The organism is Mangrovibacter plantisponsor (genome assembly GCF_003182475.1).
GTDB lineage: Bacteria > Pseudomonadota > Gammaproteobacteria > Enterobacterales > Enterobacteriaceae > Mangrovibacter > Mangrovibacter plantisponsor.
In genome coordinates, this window is record NZ_QGTS01000005.1 from 216,251 (window position 1) to 233,438 (window position 17,188).

Here is a 17,188-nt window from a genome sequence, read left to right on the forward strand (position 1 = left end):
CGAATGAACAGAACTGTCTTAGCACTAGCTGGTTTGTTATTGTGCGGCCTTGCTCAGGCCGCCACACCCTGGCAGAAAATTACCCATCCGGTTGCCGGCTCACCGCAATCAATTGGTGCTTATGCCAATGGTTGTATTATTGGTGCCGAACCATTGCCGCTACAGTCAGATGATTACCAGGTGATGCGCACTGATCAGCGCCGTTACTTTGGTCACCCTGATTTACTGGCTTTTATTGGCCGCTTGTCTGCCAGCGTGCACCAGCATGGCATGGGAACACTACTGATTGGCGATATGGGCATGGCTGCGGGTGGGCGCTTTAGTAGCGGTCACGCCAGCCACCAGAGTGGCCTGGATGTGGATATTTTCCTGCAACTGCCGAAAGTACGCTGGTCCAGTGCGCAACTGCTAAAACCTCAGGCTCTGGATTTGGTTGCCCCGGGCGGAAAAAATGTGGTTGAGTCGCTCTGGCAGCCGGAAATCGGGCAGTTGATAAAACTGGCTGCTGAAGACAGCGATGTCGCGCGGATTTTTGTTAACCCTGCCATCAAAGAAAAATTGTGTGAAACCGCTGGCACCGACCGCACCTGGTTGCACAAAGTGCGCCCCTGGTTTGCTCACCGGGCACATATGCATGTGCGCCTGAACTGCCCGGCAGGTAGCCTTGAGTGCATTGACCAGGCACCACCACCACCCGGTGATGGTTGTGGTGCGGAACTACAAAGTTGGTTTGAGCCGCCTAAACCTGGTGCTGTGAAACCCGGCAAAAAAACACCGCCACCGATACCGGCATCCTGCCAGGCATTACTGGATAAAAAATTGTTATAAGGGACAAGTACATGGAGTGGTTCATGGTTTCGCCACTGGTGCTGGTGGTGTTATTTTTTGTCGCAATGCTCGCTGGTTTTATTGATTCTCTGGCTGGTGGTGGCGGGTTGTTGACGGTTCCGGCATTACTGGCTGCCGGCTTGCCTCCGGCTCAGGCACTGGCCACCAATAAGCTACAGGCCTGTGGTGGCTCAGTATCTTCATCACTCTATTTTATTCGCCGTAAAGTGGTGAGCCTCGCCGACCAAAAACTGAATGTGTTGATGACGTTTATTGGCGCCACATCTGGCGCATTACTGGTGCAGCATATGCACGCCGACATTCTGCGCCAGATCCTGCCCATACTGGTTATCGCCATTGGCTTATATTTTTTGTTAATGCCACGCCTTGGCGAAGCAGACAGACAACGCCGCTTGCACGGGCTGCCATTTGCCCTGGTTGCAGGTGGGTGCGTGGGGTTTTATGACGGCTTTTTTGGCCCCGGGGCTGGCTCATTTTATGCGTTGGCTTTTGTTGCGCTGGCCGGGTTTAACCTTGCCAAAGCCACCGCCCATGCGAAATTGCTCAATGCCACTTCTAACCTTGGCGGGTTACTGTTGTTTATTATTGGCGGCAAAGTGGTATGGGGCACTGGCTTTGTCATGATGGCCGGCCAGTTTTGCGGTGCGCGCATGGGTTCCCGTTTGGTGCTGAGTAAAGGCCACAAACTGATTCGCCCCATGATTGTGGTGGTGTCTGCGGTGATGAGCGCCAAATTACTGTTCGACAGCCACGGGCAAACAATTCTTCACTGGTTAGGTATGCAGTAATGGAAGTAATGGAAACACATCACTACGAGCAACTGATTGAAATTTTTAATGGTTGTTTTGCTGGTGATTACAATACCCGCCTGGTTAAAGGCGACGACGAACCGATTTATCTGCCTGCAGACAGCGAAGCCCCTTACCATCGCGTAGTTTTTGCGCATGGTTACTATGCCAGTGCGCTGCACGAAATTGCACACTGGTGTATTGCCGGTGAAGCGCGGCGTAAGCTGGTTGATTTTGGTTACTGGTATTGCCCGGACGGGCGCGATGAAGCAACACAGCACCAGTTTGAAGATGTGGAAGTGAAACCCCAGGCACTGGAATGGATGTTCTGTGTCGCTGCCGGGTTTGCATTTAATGTCAGTTGCGACAACCTCAGTGGGGATTTTGAGCCTGACCGTATAGTGTTCCAGCGGCGGGTTCACCAGCAGGTGATGCACTGGTTATCTGCAGGCGTACCTGCCCGCCCGGCTCGTTTTATTGCCGCCTTACAACAGTATTATCATTCTGCGCCCTTCACGGCAGAATCTTTTCCATGGCCCGAAGATTTGTGCTGAGCGCCATACCAAGCAGGAGAATATTATGATTGAAGCGTTTGAAGCACGCATTCTGGGTTTAATTGACGATATGGTCGAGCATGCCTCTGACGATGAATTGTTTGCCAGCGGGTATTTGCGTGGCCACCTGACACTGGCTATTGCCGAAGTTGCGCAGGGTGATGACCACTCCTTCGAGCGGGTGTACCTGCATGTTGGGCAGAGCCTTGAAAAAGCCATCAGCGCCGGGGAATTGTCACCGCCAGACCAGGTACTGGTTCTGGAAATGTGGGACAAACTGTGGAACCAGGCCAAAGCATAATCCAGCCAGCCCGGCCAAAGTGCCGGGCATAATCCTTGCGTTTACTTCTCTATTTTTCTGCCTTTCAGCCACTTGCGCACCCACAACCTGGACGGAGTCATTGCTGCCAGTGTTTCCTGGTCGGACGGTAATGGTTCTGCACTCATTTGTGCTGCCAGTATTTCAGCCGCCAGAGGTGCACTGCATAACCCACGTGAACCCAGTGCGCCGAGCATAAATAAGTCAGGGTGTACCGGGAGCAGGCGCTGCGAAGAGACAATGTCTTCAGCAGAGTTGAGGGCATAGTCGCCCATAAACGCGGCGTAATCCGGAACATTCCCGACCATAGGGAGATGGTCTCGGGTGGCACAGCGCACACCACACCGGGCATCACCTGCACTGGTGTCGACTTCCTGAGCCCATTTAGCCTGTGGCAGGCAATCAACCAGGCGTTGCCGGTTATGCACCTGGTCTTCTTCACTGTAACTGGCCGCTGACTGGCCCCGGTGGTAACTGGCGCCAATACAGTGTTGCCCACGAGCAGAGTCAACCGGTGTCAGGTAACCGTCATAACACAGCACTTGTTTCAGCGCACCTAAGCCCGGTGTGGTGGGAATATGGCTTACCTGGCCGGCAACCGGGTAGGCGGGGAGATGAGCCGTTTGTTCAAACTGGGTAATGTTGTGGCCATTAGCCAGTACCAGGCAGCTATGCTGCGCAGCCTGGCCTGCGGCGAAGTGAATATCCCAGCCGGTGTCACTACGGCTCAGGCTCAGAGCCTGCTGGTTGTAATGCACTTTCAGGCCTTGCTGGCAAGCCAGCTCAATTATCTGTTGAGTCAGAGTTTGTGGGCAAAGCCAGCCGCCCTGTGGGAAACAAATACCAGGAACCCCGGTTTCCACACCGCAGGTTGCCTGCATCGCTTCTTTGCTGACAGCATGAATCAGTGTTTCAGGCAGTGGCATATCCAGCATTTTTGCCAGTTTGTCGGCGCTTTTATCGTTCCACGCCAGTTGAGTGACGCCACACCAGTCGTGGGCGAAAACTACAGGCAGGCGGTCATATAACCGCCGGGCAAACCCAAACGCATGAGGGAAAAACGCAGCCAGTGCCGGGTCATGCTGGTTGATCAACGGGTAAAGAGCGCCCTGGCGGTTTCCTGATGCCCCCTGTGCTGGCGCGTCATCGGCGCAGTACAGGGTTACATCCCAGCCCCGGTGCAATAATGCAAGGCTTAATAATGCACTGGCAATGCCACCACCTATAATGGCAGTTTCGCGGCAGCTCGCCGCCTGGCGGGTATACCATGGGGTGGTGAGTGGTGTGCTGATGCCTTCAGCCAGCGTACCGGTCAGCATTTCGCGCTTGCGGCCAAAGCCCTTACGTTTTTCAACCTGAAAACCCGCCTGCTGTAACCCACGGCGAACAAAGCCTGCGGATGTGAACGTTGCCATCGTTCCCCCTGGTTTTGCCATGCGGGCCATGCCGTCAAACAATGCCTGGTTCCACATGTCGGGGTTACGTGAAGGGGCAAAACCATCCAGAAACCAGGCGTCAACACGCTGATTCAGGGTGCAGTCAAGTTGGGTGAGGCTGGTATTAATATCGCCAAACCACAAATCTACAGTTACGCGCCCATTATCCAGAACCATGCGGTGGCAACCGGCAACCGCATCAGGCCACTGCGCCTGCAATTGGGTGGCGAATGTAGCCAGTTGAGGCCACTGCTGGTGGGCTTTTGTGAGGTCGCCCAGGCGTAACGGAAATTTTTCAAAACTGATAAAGTGCAGCCGCTGCAGCCTGGCTTGCGGGTTATCGGTATGGAATGTGGTGAATTGTTCCCATAACGCCAGAAAATTCAGCCCGGTCCCAAAACCGCTTTCAGCCACCACAAACACGCTTTCATGGTGGTTGAAAAACCGGTCTTTCAGCCTGTTTCCATCGAGGAAAACATAGCGGGTTTCTTCCAGCCCGTTGTCATTCGAAAAGTAGACGTCATCAAATTGTCGGGAAACAGGTGTACCCTCAGCATTGAAGTCCAGTGTGGCAGTTTGTATGCAGTTTTGTTTCACGTAAGTTGCTCGTATAACACGGTGTGCCACGATCTTAAGGGTTAGTCTGAGCTGGCGCAAATTATCTGCATAAAATGGCTGATCGGACTTGTTCGGCGTACAACTGTACGCTATTGTGCGACACGAAATCTAAAATATGCAGTGAAAGAGGTATTGAATGAAACGTGCAGTGATTACTGGCCTGGGTATCGTTTCCAGCATCGGTAATAACCAGCAGGAAGTCCTGGCATCTCTGCGTGAAGGGCGCTCAGGGATCACTTTCTCTCAAGAACTGAAAGATTCCGGTATGCGTAGCCACGTGTGGGGTAATGTCAAGCTGGATACCACAGGCTTAATCGATCGCAAGGTCGTTCGCTTTATGAGTGACGCCTCTGTTTATGCTTACCTGTCCATGGATGAGGCAATTAAAGATGCCAAACTGGCTGACGAAGTTTACCAGAACAACCCACGCGTTGGGCTGATTGCCGGTTCTGGTGGCGGTTCGCCAAAATTCCAGGTCTTTGGTGCAGATGCCATGCGCAGCCCTCGTGGTCTGAAAGCTGTTGGCCCCTACGTTGTTACCAAAGCTATGGCCTCTGGTGTTTCTGCCTGCCTGGCCACGCCATTCAAAATTCATGGCGTGAACTACTCTATCAGCTCCGCCTGTGCAACATCTGCACACTGTATTGGCAATGCGGTTGAGCAAATTCAGCTCGGTAAGCAAGACATCGTGTTCGCTGGTGGTGGTGAAGAGTTGTGCTGGGAACTGGCCTGTGAGTTCGATGCCATGGGCGCACTGTCTACCAAATACAATGAAACGCCGGAAAAAGCTTCCCGTACTTATGACGCGCACCGTGATGGCTTTGTTATCGCTGGCGGTGGCGGTATGGTCGTGGTTGAAGAACTGGAGCATGCTCTGGCTCGTGGCGCTCATATCTATGCAGAAATCGTTGGTTACGGCGCAACGTCTGATGGCGCAGATATGGTTGCTCCGTCTGGCGAAGGTGCTGCGCGTTGCATGAGAATGGCAATGGATGGTGTGGATACACCTATCGATTACCTGAATACTCATGGTACGTCTACACCCGTTGGTGATGTGAAAGAACTGGGTGCGATTCGCGAAGTATTTGGCGAAAACCCCCCTGCGCTGTCTGCAACTAAAGCCATGACTGGCCACTCACTGGGTGCGGCAGGGGTTCAGGAAGCAATTTACAGCCTGCTGATGCTGGAACACGGTTTTATCGCGCCAAGCATTAACATCGACGAACGTGACCCGCTGGCTGAAGGCATGAACATTGTCACTGAGCCTGTCGAGCGCGACCTGACAACTGTTATGTCTAACAGCTTCGGGTTTGGCGGCACCAACGCCACACTGGTAATGCGTAAATACAGCAAATAAAGACGTTTTAATGTCTTTTGCATAAGGGGCGGGTGACTGCCCCTTTATTTTTTGCAGTCTTGCTATTTTTATACTCTGTATTGTTTTCTCTGCAACATACTCTCGCACAACCACCTGCCTTCCACTGAACAACCCGCTCCGCGCTAAAATATTTTTTCTCCTTTTATTCTGGCTGCGATAAATACCGCCTTTTGCTTTAACTATTATTAATAGCCAGTCAAACAGCGATAAGCATTTCTCATGCATGTAAATAAGAGATTGCCTGAGGGCTTTCAAACTAAATAAACAGGTGTTGCACTCCATTTTTGCGTCACCTATTCTGATGACGAAGATATTACTAATAATTAATGAATGCCATCCGGGATGGCATGCAATTCAGATTGTGTGCCACGTTGGAGCTTTCAGGTAAAAGCCTGGTCTGCTTGCAGACACAATCCAGCCACTGGGCCTTTTATGTCCGAGGAATATTTTGAGTAATAGCAACCCTCTTGATTCGCAACAGTTGACGGTTCTTCAGGCTCTGGAGCTGGCGAATGCTCACTGGAATGCCGGGCAGGCCGCACAGGCAGAGCAGCTTTGCCTGCGGGTGCTGGAAGTCGCACCATTACAACACGATGCCCTTAATCTACTGGGGCTTATGATGCATGCTTACGGTATGCAGGACCAGGCTATCGACTATATTCGTAAGGCCTGCCAGTCACCTGAGGCTCCGGCATTAATCTTTAGCAACCTGGCAGAGCTTTATCGCCAGAAAGGTTTGTTACTTGAAGCCGAACAGGCAGCACGGTTGGCAGTAGAGCAAGAGCCGGAGCTTGTTGTAGCCTGGAGTAACCTCGGCATCATCCTGCAAGAGGCCGGGAAATTTACCGACAGCCTGGAGTGCCTGGAATACGTTGTATCATTGCAACCAGATAATGCTGAAGCGCATAACAACCTGGCTAATACTTGCCAGCGTCTGGGTTATTTGCAACGTGCACGGGAAAGTTACCAGCGCGCCCTGGAGCTGCGTCCGGAGTATGCAGAGGTGTACAGCAATCTCACCTTGCTATTGAGTGATCTGGGCTGTATTGATGAGGCTGCGGCTTCTGCCCGCAGGGCGATAGATATCAATCCGCAACTGGCGGATGCGTATTTGAACCTGGCGAATATCGAATTGTCGCGCATGCGCTACGCTGATGCCCGGCACTGGGTTAATTCCCTGCTGGAGTTCGCACCACAACATGTGGGTGGGCTGACTGCACTTGCCCAAATCATGATTATCGACGAGCGTTATGAGGACGCTGTCACCTTTGCTCGCAAGTCCCTCGCTATTACACCAGATAATGCGAATGCGCATAAGGTGCTGGGTAAAGCCCGGCAGGGGCTTGGGCATTATGAAGAAGCGGAACAGGCATATAACCGGGCGGCGGAATTACCTGGTACAGTCGCCGAGGAAGCACTGGTTGCACGCTCAGTTTTACTCATGGAAATGGGCGACAAGGATGCTGCGTCTGCCGGGTTTGAGCTGGCATTGAAACGTTTCCCTGGTTCACATCGAATTGTTGCCGCGCGTTGTGATAATAAATTCTACCAGCCAGGCGACCCTGACATTGATGTTATGGAAGCGGCGTTGGCCCGTGAGCCTGCATTGCCGCTTAATGAACAAATGCTGCTACATTTTTCGCTTGGCAAAGCGTATCTGGATATCAATGAATCTGAGCGTGCATTTTTCCATCTTGACCGGGGAAATGCTATTAAACGGGCCACTTTTAGTTATGATGCCGAACAAATTAGCGTATGGATGAAAAGTGTTGCAGACGTTTTCACACCAGCATTAATGGAACGGTTCAGGGGGGCAGGCGCGGCCTCTGAGCGGCCAGTTTTCATCATCGGTATGCCACGCTCTGGTACCACTCTGATTGAACAGATTCTTGCATCTCATCCCGGTGTTTGCGGCGCGGGGGAATTGGGTGCTCTGGGCCGGGCCGTTGCGCGTGGAGGCCGTTTCCCTGATGATGTGGCCAGCTGGGGCCATGGCCACTTTCTTAATATTGGCGCAGATTATCTTGAACAGACAAGCCACCTGGCACCGGATGCACTGCGAGTGGTTGACAAACTGCCAGGAAATTTCCTCTACGCTGGTTTGATTCCACTGCTGATGCAAGGCGCGCGCATCATCCACTGCCGCCGTGACCCTGTCGATACCTGCCTTTCCTGTTACAGCAAACTTTTTTCCGGTGAACAGTTATTTGCTTACCAACTGGATGAACTGGGGCAGTTTTATCTCGACTACCAGGCGCTGATGACGCATTTCCGCCGGGTATTACCACCAGAATGCTTTATTGAAGTTGATTATGAAACGGTGGTCGATGATCTGGAAGGCCAGGCGCGGCGCCTGATTGATTTTATTAATCTTCCCTGGGACGATGCCTGCCTTGCATTCTACGAAACTCGCCGTATTGTACGTACGGCGAGCGTGGCTCAGGTGCGCCAGCCCATCTATGCTTCTTCCCGGGGGCGCTGGCACAGGCACGCCACGCATCTCGGCCCCTTACTGGATGTGCTCGGTGTTGAACAAAAATGAACCAGGAACAGAGAGATCTTAACGTAGTCTGGCTGCAGGTTGATGCTCTCCTGAAGGCTGAATGCTGGGCCGAGGCAGAGGTAGTGCTGTGCCAGGCGCTGGCTTCTGGCACCGGTCCTGTTGCCTTATGGCGTCAGTTGTATATGGCATTTCGCCAGCAAGGTAAATTTGTCGCAGCAACTCAAGTAATGGACATGATTGTGCAAACAGTGCCTGGCGACATGGGAGCGCGTTTTGACTTGTCCGAGATGCTGTTACTGCAAGGCGAGTTTACGCGTGGCTGGCGCGAATACCGCTTTCGCTACAAGCTTGACCATACCCGTATGTTCGAGCGGCATATGCAAAAACCGCGCTGGGAAGGGCAGCCTGTCAAAGGGAAGACATTGTTGATCCACGATGAGCAAGGGTATGGTGATACCTTCCAGTTTTTGCGGCTGGTAGAGCAGGCTCAGGAACGCAGTGGTGCTCATATCATACTGGAGGTAAACCAGGAAGCCTGTAATCTGGCTCGACGTGTCAGTGGGTATAACCAACTGATAGTTCGGGGAACACTTCCTCCACCTTTCGATTTTCACTGTGAACTGATGAGCCTGCCAGCGGCACTTGGTCTGCAATTGTCGCAACTGCCAGGAAGAATGCCTTATTTGTTTGCCGATCCTGAGCGTGTGGAAAAATGGCGGGCAAGGCTTGCCGGTTTGCCGCGCCCGCTAGTGGGGTTGGTGTGGGCCGGGAGCCCCACTCATGCCAATGATAAGCGCCGCTCGCTCACGCTGGCTGACCTGGCGCCGTTGGCTCTGGAGGGGATTACCTTTCTGGCGCTGCAAAAAGGGCCTGCGGCAGAGCAGGCTGTGGCACCACCACCGGGTATGTCGTTGTTGTCATTGAGTGGTGAAATCCATGACTTTGACGATACAGCGGCTATTCTCACAGTGGCAGATATTCTGGTTTCAGTAGATTCATCGCCGGTTCACCTGGCTGGCGCACTTGGGCGCCCGGCCTGGGTACTGCTACCTTTCCTGAATGACTGGCGCTGGCTAATACAACGCGACGATTCACCCTGGTATCCTGGTATGCGGTTGTTCCGCCAGCCTGTGCCCGGGCAATGGGAAACTGTTCTGCAAAATGTTGCCGCTGCTTTAAAAGAATTGAAGGGTAAGGTTGATGTGGCAGATCCTTTCTTTGTGAGTATGTGCGAAAAACACTAATCCCCTGAACTTGTAGTCTTGATTATTTTTACCTGGTTAATCCTTTTGCTACAGATTAATCAGGTAGAACATCTGTAACAATAAAACCACACTTATTATGTGTCATTATTGTTTTCCGGCTAATTATGTTCGTGGCTGGGAAAATTTCATCACAAATTTTAGTTAAGTTAAAAAGTGAGAAAAAAAACTAATCACTGTGCTTAAAGTTATGTGTGCTGCAGTAAACATAAACTATGATGATTATGTAATAGTTGGTGGTTACGGATTTGCGCTAAATACAATGCGTTTAATCTGAAAATTATAATAAATAATAGGGTATGGAATGAGTCAATATAGAAAAAGTCCTGCCGATACACAACTCGACAGACGTAAGGTTCTGGGGGTGTCTCTGGGGTCGGCTATCGCGTTGATGTCAACTACGGAAGCCTATGCAGCTTGTATAAATGTGGGCGGCACGGTCACTGTGGTAGGGTCCACCGGATGCGTTAACTGGTCTGGTGGGAATATGACACTGACTAGCAATGGCACGCTCAGTTCATCAAGTGCTGCGGCCTTAACTGCATCCGCGTTAGCCGAAACATTAACTAACAATGGACTACTTCTCGGTACATCATTTGCCGCGCTGGAGAACACCAGCAATAGTCTCGCCGTGGTTAATAATACTGCGATGCTCAGTGACACTGTTGGGATTCTTAATAACGGTACTATTTTATCGCTAACCAATAATTCTGGAGCTACAATATCTGGTAATACTGCTGGTATGCAGAATAATACTGATGTTATATCGCTCGTTAATAGCGGAATAATTACCGGTGGCGCAGGCATAAGTAGTGCGGGGAATATTGGCACGTTGTCGAATACGGGAAGCATAACCGGAACGACAGTTGGCCTGCAAAGCAGCGGTACAATCACATCGCTTAACAACAGCACCGGAACGATTTCCGGTACTACGACAGGTATCCAGAACGACGGTGCCATTACATCGCTGGTTAATAGCAGCATCATCACCGGCGGTGTCGGCATCAACAGCCCGGGCAATATTGGCACGTTGTCGAATACGGGAAGCATAACCGGAACCACAGTTGGCCTGCAAAACAGCGGTACAATCACATCGCTTAACAACAGTACCGGAACGATTTCCGGTACTACGACAGGTATTCAGAACAGTGGCACCATCGGCAGCCTGGTAAACAGCGGTATGATCACTGCGGCTCAGGCTATCAATAATAGCGGCACTCTGGGTACGCTGGTTAACAGTGGAACCCTTTCTGGCAGTGGGTATGCTATTTATAACGCCGCAACTGGCACGATGGAGCCTGTTAATAACAGTGGTCTGATTGCCGGCAATATTTCAAATCTGAGCTCCTCAGGGTTGATAATTAACGGCGGAACTGGCTTGAATTTCGGCACCCTGACGGGTTTTAGCGGCAATATTGATAGTGCCAGCATGGGGACTATCGTAAGCAACGCATCTGATATCTATTTCAGTTCAGGTAATTTACTGCTTAATGATAACGTCAGTGTTGGTTCCTTTACCCTGCGCAATACGGGGGCGACGTTGCAGGTTAATAACCTTGTCAATATCACCGGAAATTACGCGCAAAGTTCATCTGCAACATTGCTGCTTGGCGTTGGTGACTCGGCGGTGAGCAATGGCCTCACTACTGATACGGGTTATGGGCGTTTGATTGTCAGTGGCTCTGCGACCATTGGTAGTGGTTCTACTGTGTCACTCAAGTCGCTTAACGCCTGGCGATTTGCTGCAGGCCAGCGCTATGTGGTGGTAAGTGCAGCCAAAAGTGGCACCAATTTTAATGCCAGCGCGTTAAATTATTCGATAAGCGCTTATGATGGTGTCACCACGGGGTCTGTGGTTAATACGGGTAATACCAGTAACCTGGTGGTTTCTCTTGGTAACCAAACAACACCGACAACACCGACAACACCGACAACACCGACAACACCGACAACACCGACAACACCGTCGACTCCGGGAAATACCAACAATGGATTTGCCACTACCGACAATGCATTATCCTCATTGCGGGGGCTGCAGAATTATACCGGAATTGCCTCGGGGCTACTGGATTTGTATAACGCTTCACTGGCTATCGATTCTACCCGTGAAGCAAACCAGGTGGGGGAACAGTTATCTCCCGTGCAGAACAGCAGCGCCAGCCAGGCGGCGTCAGTGGCAACCTTTGGTGCAGTAAATGTGGTCAGTCAGCGGGTTGATTCAATACGCCTGGCACAATCACATGGCATGAGCGGTTTGGCAGCAGGGGATGCGCCTGACGACTGGTCTGCGTGGGGGCAGGTATTTGGCGGACATGCTAATCAGGGAATGGTGGATAATGTCAGCGGTTATAAAGCAAATTACGGTGGGATGGTGCTGGGCGTTGACCGGCTGGTTGGCGAGGCATGGCGTGCGGGTGGCGCACTGACTTACAGCTATACCTCGGTGCGCGGACAGGATAATCTCTACGGTAACAAGACGGGGGTTGATTCCTGGGGGCTGATTGGCTATGCCAGTTACAGTGGTGACCCGTGGTATGTGAATCTGTCTGTTAGTGCCACGCAGCAACGCTATGATACTACGCGTAATGTAAGTATGACGGGTTACTCTGACAGGGCATCGGGCAAGTTTAATGGTCAGCAATATGTTACCAATGCAGAGTTCGGTTACCCTCTGATTGTGGCGGATAAGACGACACTGACGCCGCTAGCCAGTTTGAGTTACAGTTATCAAACCACTGATGGCTATAAAGAAAGTAGCAATAATGGCTCGGCTTTGTCTGTGGGGAGTAGCCACAATAACGCGCTGCGTAGTGGCCTGGGCGCGCGCCTGGATAAATCATTCCAGACTGGTTTTGGCGATGTTGTGCCGTTCGTGCAGGCCATATGGACACACCAGTACAACCCACAACGCAGCACTACCACGGCAAGTTATGTTGCTGCAACAGCGGGCGAAACCAACTTCACGACCTTTGGTGCCTCGCCCGTTGAAGACACCGCAGACTTGTCTGTTGGTGCCACTCTTGTCAAATCGGACACGCTAACACTGAACGCCCGTTATAACGTGCAACTCGGTGAACAGTATCAGGGACAGACCGTTATTCTGCAGGTCCGCAAGCAGTTCTGATAAGCCACCTAATACCGCTTCTGGGAAATCTCAGGAGCGGCTCTTTTTCTCGTAAACCTGGCGAATCGTGCTGAATAGCTAGTGCTGTAGCTTACCCTGGCTATTTTCGTTATTGGTATGGGGGGCCGTTGTTGCCCATGGCAAAAGTGCTGCCTGTTCAGTGCGCCCTGAAAAACATCACAGCACCAGTAGCACCAGGCAAAAGACCAGTACTAATGCGAACAATGTCAGCCCCGGGCGGGCTGACATCACTTTCAGCGGCTCGGATATGAAGGCAATAAACGGGTTATAGACAGGCTGGATACTGCGCACATCCAGTTGCACCGCTCCACGCTCTGCACGCATAAAGAAAATTTGGCTCAGCACTTCCTGAACCTGCGCGGCTGTTAATACTGTCTGTGGTGTGGCCTGCCACTGCTGCTGCAGTGTATCCGTAATACGCTGCAACTCATGGTGCTCAAGCGGTTGTTTTAGCACCGTCTGGATAACCTGCAATGTGGGCGCAGGGTTATGCGCCAGCGTTTCTCTGGCCTGCAGCCAGGTCACCATCTGTGGGAAATGGCGGGCAGGAATTTGCTCGCTGGATTTGGCGCCACTGAGTTCAACCAGATTCTGCCAAATGGTTTTTACAGATTCGCCTGAACTGGCGGCGAGTTTGCTGACCAGTTGATTGAGTGTGCTGTGTTCTGCGGGTAACAACGGCCGCTCAGTGGCCGGGCGCGTGGTTGGCTGCGGAACCACAATTTCGCCTTTTTGTAATACCGTTAACACCGTTTTTAACTGATCTGGCGTGAGCTGGCTGAGCGCAGTATGGCCGAACTCCTGGCGAATATAGTTACTCACTGCCTGGCGGTTATTACCTTGCGAAAGTAAATTATTCAGTTGTTGCAGAACCTGACGTGTTTCATGGGTTTGTTGGGCACCAGCCAGGCGCTGGTTCAGGTTTTGCTCTGCCGCAGGAAAGTGGCGGGACTGCATTGGTGTGTTATTTTTCAACCCGAGATCATGCTTCATTGCCGCCCACACTTCCGCCGGTTGTTGCTGAGTCAGCGCAATGATGCGGGTTATCAGGCGTTCCAGTACCGTGCGCTGAATAGTGGAAAGCGGTGCTTCACCAGCTGGTGGTGTGGTTCTGGGGGTACCTGGCGGTTCGCCGGGAGGTTGGGGTGAATGGCCCACAATGGGTTGCATAATAACAAATCCTTAATCTTTCTGGGTCGGTTCAGCCAGACGGCATGTACAGCAATAGGCCTGAGGTCAAGATTATGGCACACTTACGCGTTATTTCCCGCACATAAACAGGTACTGTAACGTGAAAATCCTCGTTGATGAAAATATGCCCTATGCTCAGGCGTTGTTCAGCCGGTTGGGGGAAGTTCAGTCTGTGCCAGGTCGCCCAATCCCTGAGGATGCGCTGACGGGTGCTGATGCGTTAATGGTGCGTTCTGTCACCAAAGTCAACGCCGGGTTACTGGCTGGTACGCCAGTAAAATTTGTGGGTACTGCAACCGCAGGTACTGACCATGTTGATAGCGCATGGTTATCCAGCGCAGGTATCGGTTTCTCTGCCGCGCCAGGTTGTAACGCGATTGCGGTGGTTGAATATGTCTTTTCCGCATTACTGATGCTGGCTGAGCGTGAAGGTTTCGCTTTGCAGGACCGGACTGTCGGTATTGTTGGGGTAGGTAATGTGGGTGGGCGGTTACAAAAACGTTTAGAAGCGCTGGGTATTAAAACATTATTGTGTGACCCACCGCGTGCTGACCAGGGCGATGACGAGGCTTTCCTGCCGCTGGAAACGTTGGTGCAGGAAGCGGATATCCTGACGTTCCACACCCCACTGTTTAAAGACGGGCCTTATAAAACCCTGCACCTGGCAGATGAATCGTTATTGCGGCGCCTGAAACCCGGCACTATTTTAATTAATGCCTGCCGTGGCCCGGTAGTGGACAATGCAGCGTTACTGGCCTGCCTGAATGACGGCCAGGCGCTCTTTACTGTTCTGGATGTATGGGAAGGTGAGCCAGACCTGAATCTGGCTCTGCTTGAGCGTGCAGACATCGGTACACCTCATATTGCGGGTTACACCCTGGAAGGGAAAGCGCGCGGTACTACGCAGGTATATGAAGCTTTCAGCGCTTTTATCGGGCAACCAGAAACGGTGTCGCTGAATACTTTGCTCCCACCTCCTGAATTTAGTAGGGTTTCCTTGCATGGACCACTCGATCAAACTGCGCTGAAAAGACTGGCGCATCTGGTGTATGATGTGCGCCGTGATGATGCCCCCCTGCGCAGAGTAGCAGGGCACACCGGGGAGTTTGATAAACTGCGTAAGTTTTACAAAGAGCGCAGAGAGTGGTCTTCCTTACTTGTTGAATGTGATGACCAGTCTGCAGCGGCCTTGCTGAATCAGTTAGGTTTTAACGCGCAATTTTCCCCTCATCAATAATCGTCATTACCGCTCCCTGCTGTGAACGGCGGGGAGTGCTTTTATTTTGTCTGGAGTAAACCACTATGTCAGAAGGTTGGAATATCGCCATCCTCGGGGCGACCGGCGCGGTCGGTGAAGCCCTGATTGAGTTACTTGGAGAGCGTCAGTTCCCTGTTGGTGAACTTCACTTGCTGGCGACAGCAGAAAGCGCAGGTACCACCGTGCGTTTCGCAGGAAAAACCCTGAAAGTACAGAATGCCGCTGAGTTTGACTGGGTGCAGGCTCAACTGGCATTTTTTGTCGCTGGTACACAGGCAACGGCTGCATACGTTGAAGAAGCAACTAATGCGGGTTGCGTAGTGATTGATTCCAGCAGCTTGTTTGCTCTGGAGCCAGATGTGCCTTTAGTGGTGCCAGATGTAAACCCGTTTGTTCTGGCAGATTACCGTAATCGCAATGTGGTTGCAGTGGCAGACAGCCTGACCTGCCAGTTACTTTCGGCAGTTAAGCCCTTGATTGAAGAAGGTGGTCTGTCCCGCCTCCAGGTGACAAATCTGTTACCGGCCTCTGCACATGGCAAAGTTGCGGTTGACGCCCTTGCCGGGCAGAGCGCTCGCCTGCTTAATGGTTTACCTTTAGAAGACGATGACCATTTTGGGCGCCAACTGGCATTTAATATGTTGCCTCTGGTGCCTGATGCACAAGGCAGTGTGCGTGAAGAACGCCAGGTGGTCGACCAGGTGCGTAAAGTGCTGCAGGACGAAGGGCTGTTGATTTCGGTCAGTTGTATCCAGAGCCCGGTGTTTTATGGGCACGCGCAAATGGTAGGGATGGAGGCGTTACGCCCGCTCTCTGCAGAAGAAGCGCGTGATGCGTTTACTCGCCAGGAAGACATTGCTTTGTCCGAAGAGCAGGACTTCCCAACTCAGGTGGCGGATGCCTCTGGCAGTGTGCACTTGTCCATTGGTTGTGTGCGCAATGATTACGGTTTGCCTGAACAAGTCCAGTTCTGGTCTGTTGCTGATAACGTTCGCTTCGGTGGCGCGTTAATGGCACTGAAAACAGCAGAAAAACTCCTGCAGGAGTACTTCTGGTAATGTCCGGTGTAATCGCAGTAAGCCGCAGCAAAATAGCGCTGGGTATTGAGTATGATGGCAGCCAGTATTATGGCTGGCAGCGTCAGCAGGAAGTGCGTAGTGTTCAGGAAAATCTGGAAAAAGCATTAAGCCAGGTTGCTAACGAACCTGTCCATGTATTCTGTGCTGGCAGAACGGATGCGGGTGTGCACGCCACCGGGCAGGTGGTGCATTTTGAAACGCAGGCAGAGCGCAAAGATGCTGCATGGACATTGGGCGCCAATGCGAATCTGCCAGGCGACATTGCAGTAAAATGGGTGAAACATGTGCCTGAGGCTTTTCATGCACGTTTCAGTGCGACAGCACGCCGTTATCGCTATGTGATTTATAATAATCGCCTGCGCCCGGCCATTTTGCAGCGTGGTGTGTCGCATTACCATTTACCGCTGGATGCTGAAAAGATGCAGCGGGCGGCTCAGAGCCTGTTAGGTGAAAATGATTTCACTTCGTTTCGTGCAGTACAGTGCCAGTCGCGCACACCCTGGCGTAATGTGTCGCATATCCGGGTAAACCGGTATGGCGAGTACCTGGTGGTGGATATTAAAGCCAACGCTTTTGTGCATCATATGGTACGAAATATAGTCGGCAGCCTGCTGGAAGTAGGGTGCGGTAATCAGCCGGAAGAATGGATAGCCTGGTTGTTGGCGGCGAAAGACAGAACCCTGGCGGCGGCGACAGCCAAAGCGGAAGGGTTATATTTAGTCGCGGTGGATTATCCTGCTGAGTTTGCGTTACCTGAACCGGTTATGGGGCCTTTGTTCCTGCCGTCTCTGAGCCTGGACTGTTAAGG

13 protein-coding genes are annotated in these 17,188 nt (G+C 52.0%); 11 read left to right on the forward strand and 2 right to left on the reverse strand.

Features of this window, described 5'->3' with window-relative positions:
• Positions 1 to 3 precede the first annotated feature (3 nt).
• From mepA to DES37_RS09785, 4 genes are read left to right on the forward strand one after another with little or no spacing between them, the layout of a single operon-like run.
• On the forward strand, positions 4 to 828 hold the full coding sequence (gene mepA / locus DES37_RS09770) for a penicillin-insensitive murein endopeptidase (RefSeq protein ID WP_036116080.1): 825 nt from the start codon (positions 4 to 6) through the stop codon (positions 826 to 828).
• A gap of 11 nt (positions 829 to 839) precedes the next feature.
• Positions 840 to 1,637, forward strand: coding sequence for a sulfite exporter TauE/SafE family protein (locus DES37_RS09775; protein ID WP_036116079.1), 798 nt, complete (start codon positions 840 to 842; stop codon positions 1,635 to 1,637).
• Positions 1,638 to 1,645: 8 nt separating this feature from the next.
• Positions 1,646 to 2,191 carry an elongation factor P hydroxylase gene (locus DES37_RS09780; RefSeq protein WP_036116450.1) on the forward strand — a complete coding sequence of 182 codons (546 nt, stop codon included), beginning with the start codon at positions 1,646 to 1,648 and terminating at the stop codon, positions 2,189 to 2,191.
• A 25-nt stretch (positions 2,192 to 2,216) separates the two neighbouring features.
• On the forward strand, positions 2,217 to 2,492 hold the full coding sequence (locus tag DES37_RS09785; protein WP_110025673.1) for a YfcL family protein: 276 nt from the start codon (positions 2,217 to 2,219) through the stop codon (positions 2,490 to 2,492).
• 41 nt (positions 2,493 to 2,533) lie between these two features.
• On the opposite strand, the gene mnmC is transcribed toward DES37_RS09785, so the two are convergent.
• Entirely contained in the window at positions 2,534 to 4,543 is a 2,010-nt protein-coding gene (mnmC, locus tag DES37_RS09790) for a bifunctional tRNA (5-methylaminomethyl-2-thiouridine)(34)-methyltransferase MnmC2/FAD-dependent 5-carboxymethylaminomethyl-2-thiouridine(34) oxidoreductase MnmC1 (RefSeq protein ID WP_110025674.1), read from the reverse strand.
• Positions 4,544 to 4,700: 157 nt separating this feature from the next.
• On the opposite strand from mnmC, the gene fabB reads away from it, so the two are divergent.
• From fabB to DES37_RS09810, 4 genes are all read left to right on the forward strand, one after another.
• On the forward strand, positions 4,701 to 5,921 hold the full coding sequence (fabB, locus tag DES37_RS09795) for a beta-ketoacyl-ACP synthase I (RefSeq protein ID WP_110025675.1): 1,221 nt from the start codon (positions 4,701 to 4,703) through the stop codon (positions 5,919 to 5,921).
• A gap of 469 nt (positions 5,922 to 6,390) precedes the next feature.
• Positions 6,391 to 8,484 (forward strand): tetratricopeptide repeat-containing sulfotransferase family protein, encoded by a 2,094-nt coding sequence (locus tag DES37_RS09800; protein ID WP_110025676.1) that lies wholly within the window; start codon positions 6,391 to 6,393, stop codon positions 8,482 to 8,484.
• Positions 8,481 to 9,689 carry a glycosyl transferase family 8 gene (locus tag DES37_RS09805; RefSeq protein ID WP_110025677.1) on the forward strand — a complete coding sequence of 403 codons (1,209 nt, stop codon included), beginning with the start codon at positions 8,481 to 8,483 and terminating at the stop codon, positions 9,687 to 9,689. The genes DES37_RS09800 and DES37_RS09805 overlap by 4 nt, the downstream gene beginning before the upstream one ends.
• Before the next feature lie 322 nt (positions 9,690 to 10,011).
• Positions 10,012 to 12,831 carry an autotransporter family protein gene (locus tag DES37_RS09810; protein WP_110025678.1) on the forward strand — a complete coding sequence of 940 codons (2,820 nt, stop codon included), beginning with the start codon at positions 10,012 to 10,014 and terminating at the stop codon, positions 12,829 to 12,831.
• A gap of 177 nt (positions 12,832 to 13,008) precedes the next feature.
• Here the strand turns inward: DES37_RS09810 and flk are convergent, their stop codons facing one another.
• Positions 13,009 to 14,022, reverse strand: a complete 1,014-nt coding sequence (flk, locus tag DES37_RS09815) for a flagella biosynthesis regulator Flk (RefSeq protein WP_036116064.1) — start codon at positions 14,020 to 14,022, stop codon at positions 13,009 to 13,011.
• A 121-nt stretch (positions 14,023 to 14,143) separates the two neighbouring features.
• Here flk and pdxB point away from each other — a divergent pair, with 121 nt between their 5' ends.
• From pdxB to truA, 3 genes are all read left to right on the forward strand, one after another.
• The gene (gene pdxB / locus DES37_RS09820; protein WP_110025679.1) at positions 14,144 to 15,280 is read left to right on the forward strand and encodes a 4-phosphoerythronate dehydrogenase PdxB; all 1,137 of its coding nucleotides are present in this window, start codon (positions 14,144 to 14,146) and stop codon (positions 15,278 to 15,280) included.
• Between the two features lie 65 nt (positions 15,281 to 15,345).
• A complete protein-coding gene (locus tag DES37_RS09825; RefSeq protein WP_110025680.1) occupies positions 15,346 to 16,359 on the forward strand; it encodes an aspartate-semialdehyde dehydrogenase in 1,014 nt (337 codons plus the stop codon).
• Complete coding sequence (gene truA / locus DES37_RS09830; protein WP_110025681.1) at positions 16,359 to 17,186, forward strand: tRNA pseudouridine(38-40) synthase TruA; 828 nt, start codon at positions 16,359 to 16,361, stop codon at positions 17,184 to 17,186. The genes DES37_RS09825 and truA overlap by 1 nt, the downstream gene beginning before the upstream one ends.
• Positions 17,187 to 17,188 lie beyond the last annotated feature (2 nt).